This is a genomic window from uncultured Dokdonia sp. (assembly GCF_947492535.1).
In the GTDB taxonomy this organism is placed as follows: Bacteria; Bacteroidota; Bacteroidia; order Flavobacteriales; family Flavobacteriaceae; genus Dokdonia.
This window is the reverse complement of record NZ_CANLNH010000007.1, coordinates 211944-235740: the sequence shown is the minus strand read 5'-3', so window position 1 is coordinate 235740 and position 23797 is coordinate 211944. Positions and strand designations below refer to the sequence as shown.

Here is a 23797-nt window from a genome sequence, read left to right as displayed (position 1 = left end):
TCGTTTCTATTATTATAACCGTCTATATTTTATATGGGCGGTTTTTTTATGCTTTCGCGAAAGCGTATACTAAGACAATCATAATGGTATAATTTTTATGGTGCCAGATATGTAAACGGCTCATATGGTATGTTGCGAAGAATCCAATATATGCATACAATGCCAATACTTGTATATATGAAGTATGATTTATGAGGTAGATTATAGTAGTATTTAGGAAAATACTTTTTTGAGAAAAAAGCATATATTTTTGAAAGGATGCTAATCGCAATTAGTACAATGACTATATTATGTTTAAGAGCTTCTCCAATGCGAAAATGTAGCAAATCATGTGTAGCTCTTTGGCTACCACAGCCTGGACAATGAAAACCTGTCGCTAGATTAAAAATACATCTAGGGAAAATGCCTTCACCGCTAGCTACTTCAGGATCATTTCTATAATAATAACGAAGCACAAAAAATACAAGCAGTCCTAACAGGAGATAGCCATATTTTAAATAGTTATGTTTCTTGCTAGAATTAGTAGGCATATATGCATTTATAGAATTCCTTATGTTCTCTTTGTCATTTATATTTTCTTACGCTACACTATACGAATGATACGTATTAAAACAATATACTAAAAAAGACGAATCGTGAGATTCGTCTTTTTTTCTTACTATTTGTATAGAAGTGAGATATTACATTCCTAATTGCTCCATAGCTTCTCTTTGTTGTTCCATATAGGCATCAATTCCTCCAAGAGAAATAATATATATTATTGTACCAATTAGAGTAAGTACCGCTAGGACAAGACCTATAATAGCAATAATTCTTGACGTGTTTAACTGACTAGCATTTGTATACATAGATGGGTCTCCACTGGCTTCTAGTGTTTTTTTATCTTTGTTAGCTAAGAAAAGTGCTATTCCAGAAAATAAAACACCTCCAATTCCAGAAGAACAGCAACATGCTATAAAAGAAATAATTCCTAGTACGAGTGATATAGTTACATTAGGTAGTTTTTGTTGTTCCATAATTTGTGTTTTTGGTTAGTTAATTTAGTGCGTAATTTTGATCAGATAACTTATAATGATCGTTGAGACTGTTAATATAGCTAAAAAAATAATAGTTTTATTAGCATATTTTATACTAAAAAAATGATTGGCTATTAAAAAACCCAGGAGTCCTATCAAAGGATAGATTCCTGGGTACATATAAAATGCGTCTATAAATTCACCTTTTAAGAGTAATGCTACTGAACGTTGTATTCCACAACCCATGCATTCATATCCGAAATACTTTTTATTTAAGCATGGTAGCATATATTCCTCCATAAGGAATATTATCTATTAGTTACGTTTATCTTACGAGCTTTCGTAAGTCCGTTTTCAGTAGTAAATGTAACAATGTATATTCCAGAACTTAGATTGCTTGTAGGGAATGTGAATACATCATTATTCCCTAAATCTTTGCCTAAGAAAATTTGTTTTCCTGTGATATCAAATAGCATAACATTTGTTAATGAAAGACTATTAGGGTTTCTAATTTCTAATTGTCTAGCACTATTATTTTGGAATATTGTAAATGATTCTAAAATACTTTCTGAAATTACTTCTACACTTAAAGTGTCGTCATCTTCTTCTTCAGTTTCTTCTCCTGTCTCTTCTTCAGAATCAGTAGTTTCTTCTTCTTGCTCTTCTTCAGTAGTTTCTTCTTCTTCAGTAGTTTCATCATTAGAAGTATCTTCAGTCTCTTCTTCTGTTTCAGTAGAACCTTCTTCTTCCTCTTCCCATTCAGAATCTTCTTCCCACTCAGAATCTTCATCGGTAGTTTCTTCTTCTTGCTCTTCTTCAGTCGTTTCTTCCTCTTCTTCTTCAGAAGTATCTTCTTCTACTTCTCTAGTAAAACGTATTTCAAATCTTTTAGGATAGTTTCCAGCTGGGATTTGTAATAGAACACTTTCGTTCTGAATGTCATAATAGGTTTCAGAAACAGTATCAAATAAGAAGATTCCTTCATAATTAAAGTCTCTTATATCTCTAGCTCTAAATCTAAATTCAGAGGTTGTTTCTGCATTTAAGGATAATGTTAATGCTTGATACTCATCATCAGGAATAGCATTGATAATGTATTGATCTTCCTCATTTATAGAAAATGTAACGTCAGAAGCTAATACACCAGCACTCTTACCGTCCATAGAAACATCATATCCTCTAGTTGCTTGATCAAGAATTCCTACTCCAAGTTCACGACCATAAGTATCATTGATATTGATTCCTACCTTAAATTGTGAAAACGTAGGGAAGTTGTTTATATCTTCATAATATGTACCAACCCCAATAGCTTCTACAGTGTCAGTAGTTGTATCCTCACTATTTCTAAAGTCAGAGTTATTTCCTTCTTTTACAAAGATTCTCATATCATTTGTAAACGTAAATGTATCTGTAGTCTGTGTTGCAGATCCTGTTACCATAAATCCTTGTCCGATAGGAGAAAATCGTCTGTCATAATCAAGTCCAACAACTCCAGTTTCAGAACCTACAATAGGATTACCATCTTCATCATACATTAAGAATTGTGCAGCAACATACATTCCGTCTGTAGCTAATAACCCCATAGGTGAATACATTCCATAACCAGCTTGATACTCTTCTATAAAGTGTGTTTGTGCTGTAGGGTCACTATCCCAGAAATAAGCAACTCCTTCTGTTACGTCTGTTCTTGAAACGTTTACAGAATTTCCATTAGGCAATGTTGTATTTATTGTACCAGTACCTGAATTCAGTAATAAGAAATAATTTAAATCTAATGCAGATGGATACGGATTTCCAGTAATTGTTTGTGTGTCAGGAAGTACGGTAGCGGTAATTGTACCACTATTTGGTCTTCCTCTAAAATCAATACGTTGTCCTTGACCATCTCCAGATACTCCTAAATTATTTACCACTCCATCACCAGCATCTGTTAAATCAGTACCAGAAACGCCTTTCATAGTAAATCCTAAACCTGCGGGTAATGTTCCAGTACTCTGTACAGGAATAAAATCTGCAGTGGCATTTCCTGCTTCATATCCATAAATCCAGAAAGCAGCAATGTTTAATAAGTTTGGTGCGGCACTTCCGTTAAGTCCTCCTCCAATTAATGCAGGATTACTTGTTGTTTCAGGATTTAGACCTGCAGGAACATAAAATACCTGTTGAGGTATACTTACACCTCCCGAAACAAATGATGGTTGAAAGGCAAATAAACCGTTTCCATCTGGTGCAACAGATCCACTAGATAAATAGGAAAGACCCACAGGCGAAGCCCATAAGTTATAATCATATTGATTTGTAGTTCCTTCTTGGTATAAGGAGACAATCCCTGTTCCTTTGTTTAGTTCAGCAGCTCCTGAAGAAGGGCCTTGTAATAATTGTGCTTGATTACGTAATAATATGTTTGGTATACCAACATTGTTGATACCGGTTACATTATTCGTTTCTAATTCTACGTCTTGTTCTACATAAATGAATGTATCATTTACATAAATATACGAAGCGTCAGTCACTGTAGGTTTTACAGTTACCTGAGCATTTGCTGTAACACAGAGGGCAGTTAGTGCTACAATAAGTAGGTTTTTCATAATGTTTTACTTTAAAAACTCGTAAACAAATTTAACTTTTTTTTCCCAAATTCACTCTTAGTGTCAAGCTTTTCGATAGTTTGTATATTTTTACCGTTCAAAAACACAGTTTTGAGTAAAAAATTCGAAATAGGACAGTCAATTCAAGTACTAGATGATAATCTAGATGGCGTTATAGTCGCGATAGATATGCCATACATTACAATAGAAACAGCAGATGGCTTTAGTATACGCTTTCGCGAAAGCGAAATTATACCCGCTATAAGCAGTAGTATTAAGAAAGAGCTTATCAATGTATCACGTCAAAAAGGGCTTGAAAAAGAACCAAAAGCAAAACCTGGATCTGTCCGTATAAAACCAAAAGAACGAAATCTGCCTCCTATGGAAGTCGATTTGCATATCGAAAAGCTAGTAAAATCATATAAGCATATGTCTAATTATGATATTCTCACATTGCAGGTAGATACTGCAGAAAGACAATTACTTTTTGCTATTTCAAAACGCATCCCAAAAATCGTCTTCATACATGGAGTAGGGGAAGGTGTTCTCAAAGATGAACTATACTATTTATTTAATAGGTATGATGGAATTAAGTTTTATAGTGCTGATTATCAAAAATATGGATCAGGTGCTACTGAAGTATACGTCTACCAAAATGCACAACGAAAATAAGTTTAGAATGTTGGTGTTGTCGTAAATGTTGCTGATGGTGTTCCTGTAAATTCCCCAAAAATAACGCTACGAATATCTCGTATTACTTCTTCTCCATTTTCATTACGAAAATCTAAATTTTGAGTATTAATCGTAATAATAATGTCATTTAAAAAATAGGTGTGTTCTCTATATAATTCTGTGTTTACAGAATTTGTAATTGCAGGATTAAGATAATCATCTAATGATTCATTTGCAGGATCAGAATTATCATTACTAGGGTCTAAATCCATGTTTGCATCTTCATCTCTAGTTAAAACACCATCGTTATCATCATCGTCATCTAAATAGTCAAAAATACCATCTCCATCTGTATCCCGAGTTAAGGTTTCATCTATAGTACCATCATCATTTAAAACAACGCCTTCTTGTGCTGTAGGTACATTATCTCCATCATCATCAAAATCTATGATATTAGGAATTGAATCGTCATCAGTATCTAAGGTTCCTGTAGGATCTTCTATTTCTGAAGGAATACCATCACTATCTGCAAAAGTTCCTTCTGTAAATACAGTAATATCTCCATCTGTGCTTATAAACTCTTCTATAACGATAGGAGTTGCTGGAGGGATAGGGTTACAGAAATAATCATTACTTACTGCGTTGTCAAATCTTCTGTATATAATATTATCATTTGTAGATAATTGTATTTGGGTTTGCCTTTGTGCGGCATCTTCAGACCCATCGCCAGCACCAAAAATATCCTCATTTGTAGTAAAGGATAACGCAATACTTTCATTGTTATCTGGATTAATTTTAAAGAATACTAATTGCGATTCAAAATCAGTACAACGCTCTAAGGTCTGTTCTTCAAAATCAAAGGAAGTCACGATGACATCGCCATCATCACAAGAGGCAAAACAAGAAATTGCTATAATCGCAGATAAAAACTTTTTCATTCAAATGAATTTTTGACAAAAATAGTAGAAAGGAAGCAGCAAAGTAATGACAAAAATTATTTTATTTCCTTTACATTTGTTTTTTAACAAAACTACAACGTTTGATGAATTCTATTTATTTTGATAACGCTGCTACTACCCAGATGCGTAAGGAAGTAGTAGATCGCATGACAGAAGTTATGCGAGACGTGCCAGGTAATCCTTCTTCTACTCATGCTTTTGGTCGTACGGCTAAAGGTCAAATAGAAACTGCACGTAAGCGTATTGCCGAACTTTTTAATGCATCTGCAGGGGAAATTGTATTTACCTCAGGAGGAACAGAAGCAGACAATTTAGTAATTAATAGTGCCGTACGAGATCTTGGTGTTACACGTATTATTACATCACGTATTGAGCATCATGCTGTTCTTCATGCCGCCGAAGAGGTTTCTACGTGTCATAAAATAGACTTACAATTTGTAAATCTAAAAGAATGTGGAACACCCGATGAAAAGCATTTAGAAGAATTATTAAAAGCAAGTGATGCTAAAACATTGGTGAGCTTAATGCATGTAAATAATGAGATCGGTAATATGATCGACATTAAGGCAATTGCTACATTATGTAAAGCCCATGGAGCACTTGTACATTCAGATATGGTACAGAGTGTTGGGCATTACGAACTAGATCTGCAAGATATTCCTGTAGATTTTATAGCGGCAGCTGCTCATAAATTTCATGGACCCAAAGGCGTTGGTTTTGCATTTGTACGTAAAAACAGTGGTTTAAAACCTCTTATTTTTGGAGGGTCTCAAGAGCGTGGCTTACGCGCTGGCACCGAAGCAGTACATAATATTGTAGGGCTAGAAGAAGCGCTTAATATGTCATATAAGAACTTGAAAGAAGAAAGTGCGTATGTAAAAGGGATTAAATCGTATTTCGCTGAAAGGCTAAAAAAAGAGATTCCTAACGTTAAGTTAAATGGAAATTGTAGTGACTCACAAAAAAGCACTTATACACTCCTTAATGTATGCCTTCCTATTGCCGAAGAAAAAGCAGTGTTATTGCTCTTTCAGCTGGATATGAAAGGGATTGCTTGTTCTAAAGGGAGTGCCTGTCAAAGTGGAAGCATAGGAGGGTCGCATGTGCTTAAAGAAATCTTAAGTGATGAAGATTTTAAGAAACCTAGTTTACGCTTTTCATTCTCTATTTATAATACAAAAGAAGAAGTTGACTATGTAGTTGACGTCTTAAAAGAATATATTGAAAGCGAAAATATCCTAGCCTAGCTAGGATATTTTTGTTAACTATTTATTTTGATGTGCCCCTATCTGTCGGCAGGCAGGTTCGCGAAAAATTATAAGTATCTATGAGTACACTGCAAATACGTATCGCTACCAAAAGTGATGCTACTCATATTTCTCATTTAGGTAAAATTACATTTACAGAAACGTTTGGTCATCTTTTTAAAGATCCTAAAGATCTTCAGGATTATTTAGAAACTACTTTTTCTGCATCTAAAATAGCAGCAAGTTTCCATAAATCTACAAATGTCTTTTGGGTCGCTTTCGCGGAAGCGAAACCTGTAGGGTATGCTAAATTGAAATTAGATTCTAGAAGTTCATTTATAGATGCAACATCGGTTTGTCAACTCCAGAAAATTTATGTGTTAAAAGAATTTATATCCTTAAAAATTGGACGCGAACTACAAAATCAATTACTTCTAAAAGCAAGAGCATTAGGATATGAGCATATCTGGTTATCGGTATTGAATAGTAATGAAAGAGCGATCCAATTTTATAAAAAGAATGGATTTGACGTTATAGGAAATCACGACTTTACGATAGGTAAGGAGCATTTTGATTTCTTTGCAATGAGTAAGAAATTGCTATAAGTTTGTTTTGAAACCCCTTATAATTTCATAGAAACTCTCACATTAAAAACTCGAGGTGTTAAGAAATTTGGAATGGCAAACTGTTGTCCAGAATTGGCATCACGTACAAAGGTATTGGTGATAGAATTGAGTCTGTCAAATATATTATAGATCTCAAAACCAGCGGTAAGTTCTTTGAATGGGTATAACCAGTGCCCTTTAGAGAAATTCTTTTCCTTTCTCTTTTTCTCATCGGTAAAGACATACGAAATACCTAAATCAGCTCTAAAGAAATCACGTAATCTTGGTAAATCTTCAAAAAGATAAGGATCTACATTACTAGGCGTTCCTCCAGGTAATCCAGATTGATACACCATATTAAGATATAATCGTGCGCTAGGAACGGTTGGAATATAATCTTGAAAAAGAAAAGCAGCTTTAAAACGTTGGTCAGTTGGCCTTGCAATAAAACCTCTATTGTCTTGGTTTTCTTCAGCACGAAGTATCCCGACACTTATCCAACTATCTGTTCCAGGAACAAACTCTCCATTAAGTCTAGATTCAAAACCATAGATACGCGCTGTCGCATTATTATTTGCACGATAACGTAAACGTACATTTTCTAATGTAAACGTATTTACATCGGTAAGATCTTTATAGAAAGCTTCATTTACAAGTTTAAACTTACCACCCCACATATTGAAACTCCAATCATGGCCAACGACTGCATGAATGGATTTTTGTGCTTTTACATCAGGAACAACTTCACCAATAGCGTTACGTAATTCTCTGTATAATGGTGGTTGTTGGTACACACCTCCAGAAAGTCTAAAAACCATATCCTGATCCCAATCAGGTTTAATACTAAACTGTGCTCTTGGACTAAAAACAGCTTGTGATGAGTTTTCTATGTCTTCTCCACTTACCGTCCATTGGTGTGCTCTCACTCCAACATTGAAAGATACTTCATTGTCGCCCCAATCGGTACGTTTTGTGTATTGTGCATATCCAGATACGCGATCTATTTGCACATTATTTCGTGCACGTATACTAGTAAAAGGTTCTATGGGAGCATCAAATGGAGTAAAAGGCTGATCATTTGCAAAATCAGGAATAAGCGGACGTATAGAAAATCCAGCGGAATCTATAATCTCATACTCTTGTAATTGATCACGAATATCTTCATGTGTATATTTAATTCCCCAATCTATTTGATCTTCTCCTTTTACATATTCTCCTTTATGTTCTACATTCACAAATAGGGCATCTAGTAAGTTACGAGCACTTCTAAATTGACCTCCTGCTGCTTGTGTAAATTCTACTTCTCCTAAATCTTCACTTCCAATATTATTATCAGGAACACCTAAACGATATTGCGCCAGAATGTCAAAAAACTCTTGTTCTTGACTATGATAGATAGATCCAATCAATTTTAAGGTTAGGTTTTCATTGACCAATTGCGTTGCTTTTAACGCTCCAAAATAGGTTTCGTATTTATCTTCTTCTTGTCCATCAAATAGGATTAATAATGAGATGGGATCTGCAAGTGTTCCGAAATTTGTTTGACGGTTTAATGGTTCAAAGTCATAATCATTAATGGCAATATTTCCTAAAAAGTCTAATTGAAACTTCTTTGAAAACTTATAGGTTATAAATGTTTGCGCATCTGCAAAAATAGGATTGATATTGCTTTCTGTTTGTCTTGACGAAACTAATAATCCATTATTACGATATCTTAATCCAGTAATGGCAGTAAGCCTACCATCTTTAGAAACGCCTTCTACAGAAGCTGTAGCTCCTAAAAGACTTGCATTAACACTTGCACCAAACCCAGTAGGTCTTCTATAGGATATATCAAGAACCGAAGCGAGTTTGTCTCCGTACTTGGCTTGAAAACCTCCCGCACTAAAAGCCACACTTTGCGTCAGATCACTATTTACAAAACTAAATCCTTCTTGTTGTCCAGAACGGATTAAGAAGGGACGATATACTTCAATCTCATTTACATAAACCAAGTTATCATCAAAATTTCCTCCACGTACATTATAATTGGTACTTAGTTCATTCGTCCCACTAGCACTAGGAAGTGACTTTAATAAGTTTTCGACACCAGGTGTTGCTCCTCCAAATTTACGAATAGCTTCTGGCGATATAGTAACAACGCCTTGTTCTCGTTCTCTTCTCCTATTGGATGTAATAACCGTTTCCCCTAATTGTTCTACATCTGCTTTAAAAACAGGGTGAAACTCAATATCTGCATTAGGAGCTAAGTTAAATGTCTGTGTGATATTTTTAAAACCTACATATGAAAATATAACAGTGATATCTTGATCTGCGGGAATTTCAATTTGAAAAAATCCATTATCGTTAGTGATTCCACCATCATTTCCAAATGTGATATTGGCACCAGGAATAGGCGTTTGATTTTCATCTAATAAAATTCCTCTTATCGTTGCCGTTTGACTATACGCAGTCAAACAAAAAAGGAAAGCGAGTACAGGTAGGAAGTATCTTTTTTTCAAGAGATTATTTTTTTCTAAAAAATGTTGTCTCAAATGTAGCACTATTTCCTACATTATCGGTGACGATTAGTTTTAAGTTGTTTTCTGTATCAGTAACGATATTATCATTAAAATCGTGTACTAAGGTATTTGTTTTATAATCATATTCCATCAGAATAAACTTACCATTTACAGTAGCTCGGTAATTTTTAATTCCACTTTTTGCATCTTCTATCTTAAATTTAAGATAACGATATTTAGACATCCATCTCCCTTTTGCTACATTTTTAGGAGTAATGACTGGAGGTGTTTTATCCATTCCTATGGTATATTTTCCAAAAGTTCTCGTTGCCGTCGTCAGCGCATTATCTTTAATTCGAGTACTCGTATAGTAAATATCATTTCCTTTACGATTGACTCTCCCTAAATATAGCTTTTCTCTATCTTCTCCACTATAGGCAGAAAGGTCATAACTAATGACTGCATTTTTATGTAATGGTGTTTCCTGATGATGAAAATGTAATGTATCAGAACTTGATGCTAAATTCAAAAACTCATCATCATATAAAGCTCCTTTTGGAATATATACAGAAAACTTGCCTTCAGAAAAAGAAAATGGTTGATCAGAGTACGCATAATTGTCTGTAATAGTAGCAGTATTAGAAATTGCTAAGGTATCGATGTTACCAACAATTGGGATATTAATTTTTGTACTATTGCCAGCATAATCCTTTATGTTTATACCATATTGGTAGGAGAGGCTATCACTAATTGTTAGAACCCCATTATCGACCTGGTTTTTATATATACTAAGCGGATTATTTTTTTCAATAAATAATTTTTGAACTCTATTTCTCTTTTTAATATAGTGTCCATAATCAATCATTCTATTGAGATAACGCGTCTCTGCAAAAGAAAACTTATCCATCGTGAGTAAGAAGTTTTCCTCTCCATTTACAGTGGTTTGTATTTGATAGATACCATTTTTATTATTGGCACCATCTTGTTGATCTATGGTACTTATTCCAAACCCTATAGTGCCTTGCGCTTTTATTTTTTCGGTGATATACGTACTGTCTTTTTGCATAGTCACTCTAAGCTCTACAGGTTTTTGAGCACTATTGATATAAGAGTTTTCATCTAGCGGATATGCAAAAGCTTTTGTGATTTTTGGTGGTTTATGATCTGCTACGTTTATTCCAAATAAAAAGGGATTCATCGGTCTGGCATTGGCATCTCGTATTTCATAATGAAGATGAGGTCCGCCACTACCGCCTGTATTTCCACTATACGCAATAAGATCACCTTGTATAACAGCTAAGGTGCCAGACGTAGGAAATACTTCGATCTCATAACGTTCTTTCTTGTACTGCTTTTCTTTTATATAGGCTTCTATTTCTGGACTAAATTTTTTGAGATGAGCATATACGGTAGTATATCCATTTGGATGCTGTATGTATAATGCTTTTCCGTATCCGTAATGAGAAATTTTAATTCGGCTTACAAAACCTTCTGCCGATGCATATACTTTTAATCCTTCCTTACGTTGGGTTTTAATATCCAGTCCGCTATGAAAATGATTACTACGTAACTCGCCAAAAGTCCCCGCCATTACTAGCGGAATATCTAATGGGTTTTTAAAATAATCGGTAGGAATATCTGTTTGCGAAAAACAAAAAACAGTAGAAAATAGTACTAAAAAATAAGTTGCGAATCTTCTTTTACTCATAGATTGCTAATGTATACAAACCTTTTCTAAATTAAAACATGTAATCTTCTGTTTTAGTATATCTATGTCCGCTTTCGCGAAATATTATAAGGAGTATTGTAAAATACCTTAAACTTTATTGGGGTAATGATACTTTTTCTAACGGTAAAGATGCTACAACATAGGTCATAAATTCTAAAGTATAAAAAATGCCTAGTAATGGGTATTTTAAGTATTCTTTACAACTGCGATTTTTACGCCTTTAAATCTTAAAATTAATTATGATGAAAAAAATCGGTTTATTTTTTGTGCTGTTTTTATGTGCAAATTTGTTTAATTCTTGTTCAGATGACGATTCAGGTCCAATAACAATCGACTTGATATTTACATGGAACTCTGTGCATGAAGATGTTTCGTTTCCTATAATTCGCGATAGTGATGGCAATGATATAGGTGCAGAAGAAACAGCAAACTTATTTGATTTAGAGAGAGGAGAAACAAGAAGTGTAGAAGTTGTTTTAGACCGAGGAGGAACAGCACTTGAGCTTTCTAGTTTTATTGATCTTGAACTTACTAGAGTTCTTACAAACGGTACAGTAAACGATGGTGATACTGTAAGCTGGGATACGATAAATAGTTTTGCAACAGTATCTGGATCAAGTTCTAATACAGCAGGAGATGAAATTTTAGGTCGATGGAATCAACTACCTACAGAGTGTACCAATGCTAATGGAGATGGAAACTTCTTTAATTTCACTTCAAGTTCTTCGGGATCTGTTTTTCAAGCAGATTGTAACGATGTCTGTATGAATGGAGGGATCATTACAGATTTTAATTATACAATTTCAGGAAATAGTATAACCATTACACCAACAGAAGTGAGTAGTTGTGCTGGAGAGCAAAACGATCCCCCTCCAGCATTTTCAAGTACTTGGTCAATTTCGGGAAATATTCTTACGCTGGATGGTCAACAATTTGAAAGATCATAAAATACCACTTTATATATTAATCTACTACTTTTTAATTATAGAAGCCGCCTAATTAATTTTTAATTAGACGGCTTTTTTTATGTTGTCGAGTTAATTTGAACTTTAAACTTGAATAACTCCTAAGTTGAAAGGCTTCTCTATAGGTGCATGATCTGCGGCTTCGATTCCCATAGAAATCCATTTACGAGTATCTCTAGGGTCTATGACACCATCTGTCCAAATACGTGAAGCAGCATAATACGGAGAGATTTGCTCATCATAACGTGCTTTAATTCTATCGTATAATTCTTTTTCTACTTCAGGTGTAATTTCTTTTCCTTGCTTTTTAAGCGAAGCAGTTTCTATCTGTAGTAATACTTTAGCAGCAGAATTACCGCTCATCACAGCAAGTTCTGCACTTGGCCAAGCTGCAATAAGTCTTGGGTCATAGGCTTTTCCGCACATAGCATAATTACCTGCTCCGTACGAGTTTCCGATAACAATTGTAAACTTAGGAACAACACTATTAGATACAGCATTTACCATTTTGGCACCATCTTTTATAATACCGCCATGTTCACTCTTACTACCTACCATAAATCCGGTTACATCCTGTAAAAATACTAATGGGATTTTCTTTTGGTTACAATTAGCTATAAAGCGAGTCGCTTTATCTGCACTATCAGAATAGATCACACCACCAAACTGCATTTCACCTTTTTTAGTCTTCACTAACTTACGCTGATTGGCAACAATACCCACAGCCCAGCCATCTATACGTGCATAGCCTGTAAGAATACTTTGCCCATATCCTTTTTTATATTCATCAAATTCAGAATGATCTACAATACGTTTGATGATTTCTCGCATATCATATTGATCAGCTCTGGATGCTGGAAGAATCCCAAACAATTCTTCAGGATTTTCTTTTGGTAAGGCAGCTGCTGCACGATTATATCCAGCCTTTGTATAGTCACCTATTTTATCCATTAATTTCTTAATGGTGTCTAAAGCATCTTTATCATCTTTTGCTTTGTAATCTGTCACGCCACTTATTTCGCAATGCGTAGTAGCACCTCCTAGCGTTTCATTGTCTATCGTTTCACCTATGGCAGCTTTTACTAAATAACTTCCTGCGAGAAAGATACTTCCTGTTTTATCTACAATTAATGCTTCATCACTCATAATAGGTAGATACGCACCACCGGCAACACAACTTCCCATTACTGCAGAAATTTGTGTAATTCCCATACTGCTCATCACAGCGTTATTTCTAAAAATACGTCCGAAGTGTTCTTTATCTGGAAAAATTTCATCTTGCATTGGTAGATATACGCCTGCACTATCTACAAGATAAATAATAGGCAATCTGTTTTCTATAGAAATTTCTTGTGCGCGTAAGTTCTTCTTTCCTGTAATAGGAAACCAAGCACCTGCTTTTACAGTAGCATCATTAGCTACAATGATACATTGTTTACCAGAGACATAGCCTATTTTTATAACCACACCACCACTAGGACAACCTCCATGCTCTTCATACATGCCTTCTCCAGCAAAAGCACCAATTTCAATACACTTTTTCGGATCATCCACCAGATAATCTATTCGTTCTCTAGCTGTAAGTTTTCCTTTTGAATGATGTTTTTCAATACGTTTTTCACCGCCACCCAGTTTTACTTTTGTAAGTTTTCTTTTTAAATCAGAAAGTAAGAGTTTATTATGATCTTCGTTTTTATTAAACTTTATATCCATAGTATTGAAATACGCTTTTTTAGTATGATATTTTAAAAAATTCTAGGTTAGAAATCCCCTTTTATTTTTCTTAAAAAGTAGGAGTTGCTAAATATTGTTCGAATTTACGAAAATCGTATAGTTTCTCTTCCTCACGTTTATGAAATTTAGCCGATATTTGTACTTATACTTGTTATTATTTTCTTTTCATGTGAATTTAGATACGAATAGGTATTAAATTCCTTGTTAAAACAATTATTCTTATAATTGCTTAACAACTTAAAATGAATCTATGGGAATGAATAAAAATACGGTGCTCGCTTGGGCTACTTTTATTATGATTTTAGTTGGACTACTACTTATAGGTCTTGGTGCTTTTCGTTATAACGAGGTTGCTGGTTGGGGCTTTGCCGCAGTAGGTATTGGCTTTTTTGCGATTGCATGGGTGTTTAATGCCCTTAAAGGAAGAGTTTAAGATATAAAAATATGCTTCTTGATGCGTTTCAATCACATCTAAAACAACAATTTCCCTTTCTAACAGCGACTACAAAATTGCTAGTTACTGTAAGTGGAGGACTGGATAGTACTGCGTTGGTACATCTTTGTGTTTCGTCTGGATTAACGATTGGAATGGCACACTGTAATTTTAAACTACGTGGCGAAGAAAGTGATGCAGATGCACATTTTGTAAAAGAACTTGCCGAGAAGTATACACTTCCATATTACGAAAAAAGTTTTGATACATCCGCTTACGCGAAAAAACATACTGTTTCCACACAAATGGCTGCGCGTGATTTGAGGTATGCTTGGTTTAACAAACTAATCACCACTGAAGGATACGAGTATATAGTGACAGCACATCATAGCAATGATAATTTAGAAACGTTTCTAATTAACGTATCCCGCGGAACTGGTCTTGAAGGGCTAACTGGTATTCCTGCTATTTCTGGAAATGTGCTACGGCCGCTGTTGCCGTTTTCGCGAAAGCGTATTTATGAGTATGCACAAGAGAATAAAATGACGTGGAGGGAAGACAGTAGCAATGCATCTGATGCCTATGTACGCAATGCAATACGCCATCACGTAGTTCCTGAATTAGAAAAAATACGTCCAGATATACTGCATAGTGTCGAAAAAACAATAATGCACGTACAACAGTCTGCTAGATTACTAGAAACATATACGCAAGAACTAAAACAACGCTATTTTTATCCGTTAGATAGTTTCGTTGGACCAAGAGCCATATGTGTAGATATTTCAAGGTTACAAGAACATCCAGATCCTAAAGCAGTACTTTATGTATTGTATAAAGATTGCGGATTCACAGCATGGGATGATGTCTATCACTTACTAGATGCGCAATCTGGGAAGCAACTATTTTCGAATACACATCGTTTATTAAAAGATAGAACGACATTACAATTATATACTTATAGTAAAGAAGAGCAAAATAAAACGACTTCTTATCTGATTTCTGAAAATACACCTCAGCATCAAGGAGCTTATGGGAAGCTATCTTTTACTAGTGTAGATACCGTTGCAACAGATATAGATACTGAGATATATGTAGATGCAGAGCGTATACAATTTCCACTGACAGTACGTCGTTGGGAAGAAGGTGATTTCTTTTATCCTTCAGGGATGCAAGGGAAAAAGAAATTGAGTAAATTTTTTAAAGATGAAAAGCTATCTTTGGTAGCCAAAGAAAATAGTTGGTTGTTATGTGATCAACAAGGAATTGTTTGGGTTTTAGGACGCCGTGCAGATAGGAGATATAGCATGCAAGAGCATACAAGAAAAAGACTTAAAATAACATATTCAATATGATGCGTAAAACGCTTACACTCCTCGGAGTATTTATTCTTACAACAACACTCGCGATTGCCCAAGGTTTCGGAGGCGGACAAGAATTTGGAGGCGGTAAAAAATATGATCCTGTTCAATGGTCTGGAGAAGTAGAAAAAGTTTCAGACACAGAATATATATTGCATTATGATGCCAAAATTCAAAAGAAGTGGCATGTATATAGTCAGTTTACTCCTGAAGATGGACCTATTCCTTTGCATTTTGAATTTTTACCAGAAAGCAATGCGACTTATGTATTAGACGGAAAAGCAGAAGAAAGCCCTACCATTCGAGAGTACAGCGATATTTTTGAAGTAGATGAAGTATTTTGGAAAGATACAGCACGTCTCTCTCAAAAAATAAAACGCACAGATGCATCTACATCTATGATCAAGTCTATAGTCAAACATCAGAGTTGTATTGAGAATGGAGTTTGTATTAATCAAGAGTTTTATGTTGTTCATGATTTAGAAAAACAAAAAGCAGTTACGTTTACTAATTATAAAGCTTTTGAAGCATATGGAGCAGCAGCTAAAGACGATATTAGTATTTCAAATACTTCTAATTTTGGAGGAGGTCAAAAATATGACCCTGTAAAATGGTCCGGAAGTGTAGAAAAAACTTCGGATGAAACATATCTATTGAATTTTGATGCTATTGTTGAAAATGGTTGGTATATATATGCGCAAAGTACGCCTGCAGGACTACCTCTTAAATTAGAATTTGAAGAAGAAGGGAATGGATTAACGCTTATAGGTAAAGCAATAGAGAGCGAAACAAAAACATCTTATGATGATATTTTTGAAGAAGATGTCATTAAATATGTAGGGAATACCCCAAGATTATCTCAAAAAGTAACTACAAAAAGTAATGAAGTTGCATCCGTAATTTCATACCAAGTATGTAAAGAAGTATGTATTCAGCAAACGTTTTATATCATACACGATCTTCAACAAAAAGGAGCAAAGGTATTTTCTAATTATAAGGCTTTTGAAGCGTATCAGGATACTATAAAAACAGATAAATCAGAAGTAGATGCATCTGATGAAGAAGATTCAGAAGATAATAAAGGGTTGTGGAGTATTTTCTTGATTGCTTTCATATCTGGCTTTGCCGTTTTATTGACACCTTGTGTATTTCCTATGATTCCTATGACGGTTAGCTTTTTTACAAAACAAAGTAAGGATAGAGCATCAGGGATTAAAAATGCCATTATATACGGTATTTCTATTATCGTTATTTATACGGTTCTTGGAACTGTAATTTCCATACTTTTTGGATCTAACTTTATGTATGAGTTATCTACAGGACCTATATTTAATTTTGTGTTTTTTGTCATCATTCTAGTATTCGCTATTTCCTTTTTAGGCGCTTTTGAAATTATGTTGCCAAATTCATTAGTAAATAAAGTAGATAATCAAGCAAATAGAGGAGGGTATATAGGTATCTTCTTCATGGCATTGGCACTCGCTATTGTCTCTTTTTCTTGTACATTTCCTATTGCAGGGACAGCACTTGTAGACGCAGCGACCAAAGGAGGAATCGCACCTATCATAAGCATGTTAGGATTTTCACTCGCTATAGCATTACCTTTTACACTGTTTGCGATATTTCCAGGATGGTTAAATTCATTACCAAAATCAGGAGGATGGCTTAATTCGGTAAAAGTATTCTTAGGGTTTTTAGAACTCGCATTTGCCTTTAAGTTTTTATCAAATGTAGATTTGGTATTAGAATGGCATTTCTTAAGTAGAGAAGTATTTATTGCTATTTGGATTGCCATTTTTGGAGCACTTGCCTTATATCTTTTTGGGAAACTAAAATTACCCCATGATTCAGACTTAAAACATATTTCTGTTGGAAGATTATTATTAGGCCTTACAACATTAGCATTTACAATATATTTGATACCTGGACTTTGGGGAGCACCTTTACAATTAATAAGTGGATTCCCACCACCACAACATTCACATAGTGAATCTCCTTTTGGTGTAGGATATACAAATAGTACGGTATCAACTTCTGAGGGAAGTCTTTTACCAGAAGGCGCGTCGTATGGACCCCATAAAATTATAAGTTTTAAAGACTATGAGACAGGTTTGGCGTATGCAAAAAAGGTAAATAAAACAGCCATGATTGATTTTACAGGAGTGACCTGTCAAAATTGTAGAAAGATGGAAGAACGTGTATGGGTAGACCCTACAATTCTTAATATTCTTAATCAGGATATTGTTTTAATATCTTTATATGCAGATGATTCTAAAAAGCTTCCTAAAGCAGAGCAGTATGTGTCTGATATTACAGGAAACAGAATACAGACGTATGGACAGAAATGGCTAGAATTTCAGCAAACTACGTACGGTACTAATGCACAGCCCTATTATGTACTTGTTGATCATGATGGCTCTAGTTTAAATAAACCTGTCGCATATACTCCAAACATTGCTGAGTATGAAGCATGGCTAAAAGATGGAATAACACGATTTAATAATAATTAATTATATGATGAAGAAACTATTCGTATTGCTATTTGTTTTTGCTTTCGCGAAAGCGTACACTCAAGAAACTTATGATGTAAAAGCACACTACAATAAACAAGAAGTTGATATTGTAATGCGCGACGGAATTAAATTACACACGACTATTTATTCGCCTAAGGATACTTCAAAATCGTATCCTATCATTATGCAACGTACTCCGTATAGTAGTAAACCTTATGGTGAAGGGCAGTTTCGTTCTAAAATAGGCCCTAATAAGTACATGATGGAAGAAGGGTATATTGTTGTATATCAAGATGTACGTGGACGATGGATGAGCGAAGGAAAGTATGATAATATGCGTGCTTATATTCCGAATAAGACAGGTAATCAAGTGGACGAGGCGAGTGATACCTACGATACGATAGATTGGCTGGTGAAGAACGTAGAGAATAACAATGGAAATGTAGGAACTTGGGGAATATCGTATCCAGGATTTTATGCAACCTATTCATTATTAAGTGAACACCCAGCATTAAAAGCAAGTTCGCCACAAGCATGTATTGGCGATTTCTTTTTTGATGATTTCCACCATAATGGCGCTTATTTATTAAGTTACTGGAGAGCTACAGCTTTATTTGGATATCAAAAAGAAGGGCCAACAACTGAGGCATGGTATCAGTTCCCAAAATTAGATAGTGATGATCAGTTTGATTTCTTTTTAAAGACAGGACCTTTATCAAACCTTGATGCGTATTATGATGAGACCAATGAATTTTGGACACAGTTAAAAGAGCATCCTAATTATGATGAATTCTGGAAATCACGCGGACTTATACAACACTTACAAGATATCAAACCTGCAGTAATGACTGTAGGGGGAATGTTTGATGCTGAAGATCTATATGGCCCTTGGGAAACCTATAAGAATATAGAAAAACGTAGTAATAACTATAATACAGTTGTTTTTGGACCATGGAGTCATGGAGATTGGGCACGAACTAAAAAGAGACAAGCGGTTGGGAATGTTTATTTTGGCGATGATATTTCTGATTATTTCCAAAAAGAATTAGAAACAAAATTCTTTAATCATTTCCTTAAAGGAATGGGAGGGAATGAGACCAAATTACCAGAGGCACATATCTTTGATACAGGAACAAAAGAATGGAAATCATTTGATGTATGGCCACCTAAGGCAACGATGGGCGCTACCTTTTATTTAGATGACAATAATAGATTATCAGGAAGCCCTTCTACAAAGAATGGCGCAGAAACTTTTGTAAGTGATCCTTCAAATCCAGTCCCGTATGCAGAAGGGAAGAAAATGGTATTTACTCCTCGTAAATATATGAGTGATGATCAACGTTTTGCTGCAAAAAGAGATGATGTATTAGTGTATGAAACACCAGTGTTGGATGATGAGGTAACACTTGCTGGAGAGATCATGGCAAAACTTGAAGTAGCTACTACAGGTACCTCTGCCGATTGGATTGTGAAAATCATTGATGTATATCCAGATGATGTTCCTAATACAGAAGAAACAGAAGAAGGTGTGCAAATGGCTGGATATCATCAGATGGTTCGAAGCGAAGTCATGAGAGGTCGTTTTAGAAGAAGTATGGAGCGTCCAGAAGCCTTTGTGCCCGATAAAAAAGAAGAAGTATTTATCAAATTACAAGACATATTACATACCTTCAAAAAAGGGCATAAAATACAGATTCAAGTGCAGAGTACGTGGTTTCCTCTTATTGACTTGAATCCACAAACTTATGTAGATAATATATTTGAAGCTAAGAAATCAGATTTTACAAAAGAGACCCATACGGTGTTTCATACCTCTAGAATTTCGTTTAATATCCTACGATAATAGAATTCATTATTATGAAAAAAGCGCACTTTATAAAGTGCGCTTTTTTAGTTAATAATGTGTCTAAAAACGGAAAAACACCCCGCAAAGCCTGCGAGATGCCTTTCACCCCCTATGTTGTACTTGTATGTCGGTGGTAAACATACAATCTATATTATGTAGAGTTTAGATTTTTAATTTTTTGAAAAACATCCCGCTAGTTGCGGGATGCCTTTCACCCCTAAATTAAATGGTATTGTGCGTTAAAATTGTCTTTAAACACTCAAATAGAAACGACACTTCCCCCATTTGTTAAATCTAAACAAACCTTCGTTTATTTTATACCTTAAAAGTATAGTATAGTTATGCGATAGGAAAGAGGGATATACCCCTTTTTTAATTTTTTTCATCCTTATTTCTCTAAAAAAATGGGGGTGTTTTCCTTTTTGTTAACAAATATTTAAGAGTGCATTGTATTTTGTCGTTAATTGTATTCTTTTCGTCGATTTTTCAAAAATGAGCTTTAACGGTAGATTCCTAAAAAATGACAGTGCTTTTTGTCTTGTTTTTGAGCCCATTTTGTTGTTAGAAAGTGTATCCATAATTGTAATTTTTCTTTACAATGTGTAAGATATATTTCTGCATTTTTTTTATTCTGAAACCATAGATAATTGAATGGTAAAGAATATTGCGAATTTGATAATTTTTACGATAACGTTTTCGTGAGAAAATGGCTGTAAGTATATTGAATATCAGTATGTTAAAAAATGGGTAGAATAGAAGATTAATTCCATTACTAATAGTATAAACTAAAACTTTATTTTACTTTTAAATTCACTTATCTATCACATTTTTAGTTGTTTAGAATCTATTTAGTTTGATAGAGAAATTCATAAGTATAACCAATTAATCCCCCAGAATTATGAAAACAAGTAAAGTATTAACATTTCTATTCGTATTAGTAAGTTATGTCACTAGTTTAGGGCAAAGCAGAGATATTCCTTTTGTATGGGAAAATGCAACGGTGTATTTTGTTCTTACAGACCGTTTTGAAAACGGTGACCCCTCCAATGATTTTTCATATGGAAGACAACAAGATGGCGCTCCTCTACGAAGTTACTTAGGCGGTGACTTACAGGGACTTATTAATAAAATTAATGAAGGCTATTTTGACGATTTAGGAGTAAGTGCCATATGGCTAACTCCTCCCTATGAAAATATACATGGCGCTACCGATGAAGGTCCTGGAAAAAATTATGCCTTTCATGGCTATTGGGCAAAAGATTGGACAGCCATAGATCGTAACTTAGGAACAGAAGCTACGTTCCAAACATTGGTAGATACAGCACATGATCATGGAATCCGTATTGTCATGGATGTTGTGTTAAATCATGTAGGACCCGATAATCCTGACGATGAATCTTGGCCAAGCGATTGGGTCCGTAGAGATCCAGATTGTAATTTCAATGGGCCTCAAGGAACGATACCATGTGAGTTAGTTGCTAATCTACCAGATATTCTAACAGAAAGTAATACCCCCGTAAATCTTCCTCAATGGCTATTAGATAAATGGGAGAATGAAGGGAGAAAAGATCAGGAATTAGCAGAGCTAGATGTCTTTTTTAATAGAACAGGCTATCCGAGAGCGCCTCGTTTTTATATCATAAAATGGTTAACCGATTATGTGAGAGATTATGGAGTTGATGGTTTTCGAGTAGATACCGTAAAACATGTAGAAGAGTCTGTATGGACCGAATTAAAAACGGAAGGTCTCATTGCATTACAAGATTGGAAAGGGGCAAATCCTCAGAAGAAGGTAGATGATCAGCCTTTCTGGATGACAGGAGAAGTATTTAATTATTTTGCTTTAGGAATGCAACGTGTTTTTAATGGCGATGGTTTTAATGTAGATTATTACAATAATGGATACGAAAACTTGATTAATTTTGATTTCCGTTTTGTAGCAAATCAAGGATTAGAAAGTATATTTTCTAGTTATAATAATCTATTGCAAAATCAATTAGGAGGCGCTTCTGTAATGAATTTCTTAGCAAATCACGATACTGCGGAGGTATTTGATATTAATAGGACAAGAACCTTTGAAGCAGGTACAAAACTCTTATTATCACCCTCTACGGCTCAAATTTATTATGGAGATGAGACTGCACGTACACTAACACCAGGAGGTGGTGCGACAGGTGATGCGACCTTACGATCATTTATGAACTTTGGAGATCTTGCTAATCCAAATTCTTTACAGTCACTTACCTTAGTACATCATCAAAAAATTGGACGTTTTAGAAGAGAACATGTTTCGGTAGGAGCAGGTGTGCATACCAAACTTCAAGATACGCCTTATACGTTTAAAAGAGAATTTGATAACGGTGTATTGTCTGATAAAAGTTTGGTATATACAGGAAATGATGGCGATTTTCAAGATGCACTAAACCTATTTAATTTATGGCCAGATGGAACTGTACTCACAGATTATTTTTCAGGAAATACAGCGACAGTTACTAATAATACGGCAGATTTCAATAGTCCGTTTGGGCTTGTGTTAATTGGAGAAGCATTTGATGGAGATATTATAACACCGCCTACGTCATTTACAGTACGTGTTAAGAAACCATTAGATTGGAACGAACTCGATATCTATGTATATAATACAGCTACGAATAGTGTACTGTCTGGTACTAGTGGATGGCCTGGACAAACCATGACGCCTGTTTCTGGAAGTACGGTATGGTATGAATATGAAATCAATGTACCATCAGGCGTAAGTGCCAATCAAATAGGCATTGTTTTTAACAATGGGAATAATGGAAGTCAGTCTGTAGATCTTTTTAGAGATAAAGATGGTTGGTTTGAATTTACGTCTGGCGGAGCTGTACGAAATGGTACTTGGTCAGATGTATGTCCTTCAGATTGTCCAGGTACTTCTACAAATACCTATCGTATTTATGCACATCAACCCAATGATTGGAACACGATTTTTGCATATACATTTAATACGTCTCAAAATGGTGTTTTATCGGGCACACCCAATTGGCCTGGACAACAAATGACAGCACTTCCTGATACTGCAAATTGGTACTTTTATGATATTACGTTACCCTCTGGCGTAAATAGTTCTGAAATTGGTCTTGTATTTAATAATGGGAATAATGGAAGTCAATCTGTAGATCTGTTTAGAGACCGCGAAGGTTGGTTTAATTTTACTTCTGGTGGTGCTGTTCGTAATGGAAATTGGAATGATACTTGTCCGTTTGATTGCCCTACACAAAGTAGTTTTTCAAAAGACATTCCTTCTGATGTAAAGAAAACGCTTGTCACAAACTATAAAAGTACAGTTACTACCTATCCAAATCCTTCAGATGGACAGGGAGTTATTGCAATTCCGTTATCACAACGAAATACAGTTACGGTCGCTATCTATGACAGTTATGGGCGTATAGTCAAAGAATATAAATCAAAGGATTTTGATGCAGGTACAGTAGTAATAGACTATCGTCTTACTACTTCTGGTCTTTATTTTTATAAAGTAGTTTACGGATCTGAAATTGAAGTTGGGAAGATCCTTGTAAAATAGTTTTATACAAAGTGAAGATTAATTAGGAAACCTATGAAGTTCGCTTCATAGGTTTTTTTATAAAAT

General features: G+C 34.9%; 17 protein-coding genes. 9 read left to right on the top strand and 8 right to left on the bottom strand.

What is annotated here, in order from left to right:
* Nucleotides 1-95: 95 nt before the first annotated feature.
* The 4 genes from Q1A60_RS11780 to Q1A60_RS11765 form a co-directional block, all read right to left on the bottom strand.
* Nucleotides 96-530: a DUF2752 domain-containing protein gene (locus tag Q1A60_RS11780; protein WP_299765819.1), complete on the bottom strand. Its 435-nt coding sequence runs from the start codon at nt 528-530 to the stop codon at nt 96-98.
* Between the two features lie 150 nt (nt 531-680).
* A complete protein-coding gene (locus Q1A60_RS11775; RefSeq protein WP_299765817.1) occupies nt 681-1016 on the bottom strand; it encodes a CCC motif membrane protein in 336 nt (111 codons plus the stop codon).
* A 24-nt stretch (nt 1017-1040) separates the two neighbouring features.
* Nucleotides 1041-1304 carry a DUF2752 domain-containing protein gene (locus Q1A60_RS11770; protein ID WP_363322586.1) on the bottom strand — a complete coding sequence of 88 codons (264 nt, stop codon included), beginning with the start codon at nt 1302-1304 and terminating at the stop codon, nt 1041-1043.
* A 20-nt stretch (nt 1305-1324) separates the two neighbouring features.
* On the bottom strand, nt 1325-3604 hold the full coding sequence (locus tag Q1A60_RS11765) for a T9SS type A sorting domain-containing protein (RefSeq protein ID WP_299765813.1): 2280 nt from the start codon (nt 3602-3604) through the stop codon (nt 1325-1327).
* 111 nt (nt 3605-3715) lie between these two features.
* Between Q1A60_RS11765 and Q1A60_RS11760 the strand changes: the two genes are divergently transcribed.
* The gene (locus Q1A60_RS11760; protein ID WP_299765811.1) at nt 3716-4276 is read left to right on the top strand and encodes a Smr/MutS family protein; all 561 of its coding nucleotides are present in this window, start codon (nt 3716-3718) and stop codon (nt 4274-4276) included.
* A gap of 2 nt (nt 4277-4278) precedes the next feature.
* On the opposite strand, the gene Q1A60_RS11755 is transcribed toward Q1A60_RS11760, so the two are convergent.
* Nucleotides 4279-5214: a hypothetical protein gene (locus Q1A60_RS11755; RefSeq protein WP_299765809.1), complete on the bottom strand. Its 936-nt coding sequence runs from the start codon at nt 5212-5214 to the stop codon at nt 4279-4281.
* A gap of 104 nt (nt 5215-5318) precedes the next feature.
* On the opposite strand from Q1A60_RS11755, the gene Q1A60_RS11750 reads away from it, so the two are divergent.
* Complete coding sequence (locus tag Q1A60_RS11750) at nt 5319-6482, top strand: cysteine desulfurase family protein (RefSeq protein WP_299765808.1); 1164 nt, start codon at nt 5319-5321, stop codon at nt 6480-6482.
* 80 nt (nt 6483-6562) lie between these two features.
* On the top strand, nt 6563-7087 hold the full coding sequence (locus tag Q1A60_RS11745) for a GNAT family N-acetyltransferase (RefSeq protein ID WP_299765806.1): 525 nt from the start codon (nt 6563-6565) through the stop codon (nt 7085-7087).
* Between the two features lie 17 nt (nt 7088-7104).
* Here Q1A60_RS11745 and Q1A60_RS11740 read toward each other — a convergent pair whose 3' ends face one another.
* Both Q1A60_RS11740 and Q1A60_RS11735 read right to left on the bottom strand, forming a co-directional pair.
* Complete coding sequence (locus Q1A60_RS11740; protein ID WP_299765804.1) at nt 7105-9588, bottom strand: TonB-dependent receptor; 2484 nt, start codon at nt 9586-9588, stop codon at nt 7105-7107.
* Between the two features lie 4 nt (nt 9589-9592).
* A complete protein-coding gene (locus tag Q1A60_RS11735) occupies nt 9593-11296 on the bottom strand; it encodes a M23 family metallopeptidase (RefSeq protein ID WP_299765802.1) in 1704 nt (567 codons plus the stop codon).
* A 260-nt stretch (nt 11297-11556) separates the two neighbouring features.
* Here Q1A60_RS11735 and Q1A60_RS11730 point away from each other — a divergent pair, with 260 nt between their 5' ends.
* The gene (locus tag Q1A60_RS11730; protein ID WP_299765800.1) at nt 11557-12264 is read left to right on the top strand and encodes a hypothetical protein; all 708 of its coding nucleotides are present in this window, start codon (nt 11557-11559) and stop codon (nt 12262-12264) included.
* Nucleotides 12265-12366: 102 nt separating this feature from the next.
* Here Q1A60_RS11730 and Q1A60_RS11725 read toward each other — a convergent pair whose 3' ends face one another.
* Entirely contained in the window at nt 12367-13995 is a 1629-nt protein-coding gene (locus Q1A60_RS11725; protein ID WP_299765798.1) for a carboxyl transferase domain-containing protein, read from the bottom strand.
* A 277-nt stretch (nt 13996-14272) separates the two neighbouring features.
* Between Q1A60_RS11725 and Q1A60_RS11720 the strand changes: the two genes are divergently transcribed.
* The 5 genes from Q1A60_RS11720 (at nt 14273) to Q1A60_RS11700 (ending at nt 23731) form a co-directional block, all read left to right on the top strand.
* Nucleotides 14273-14449, top strand: a complete 177-nt coding sequence (locus Q1A60_RS11720; protein ID WP_299765857.1) for a CAL67264 family membrane protein — start codon at nt 14273-14275, stop codon at nt 14447-14449.
* Between the two features lie 11 nt (nt 14450-14460).
* Nucleotides 14461-15801, top strand: coding sequence for a tRNA lysidine(34) synthetase TilS (gene tilS, locus Q1A60_RS11715; RefSeq protein WP_299765796.1), 1341 nt, complete (start codon nt 14461-14463; stop codon nt 15799-15801).
* Entirely contained in the window at nt 15798-18317 is a 2520-nt protein-coding gene (locus tag Q1A60_RS11710) for a thioredoxin family protein (RefSeq protein WP_299765794.1), read from the top strand. Before tilS ends, Q1A60_RS11710 begins: the two co-directional genes overlap by 4 nt.
* 7 nt (nt 18318-18324) lie before the next feature.
* Nucleotides 18325-20163, top strand: coding sequence for a CocE/NonD family hydrolase (locus Q1A60_RS11705; protein ID WP_299765855.1), 1839 nt, complete (start codon nt 18325-18327; stop codon nt 20161-20163).
* A gap of 901 nt (nt 20164-21064) precedes the next feature.
* The gene (locus Q1A60_RS11700) at nt 21065-23731 is read left to right on the top strand and encodes an alpha-amylase family glycosyl hydrolase (protein WP_299765792.1); all 2667 of its coding nucleotides are present in this window, start codon (nt 21065-21067) and stop codon (nt 23729-23731) included.
* The last annotated feature ends 66 nt before the right edge of the window (nt 23732-23797 follow it).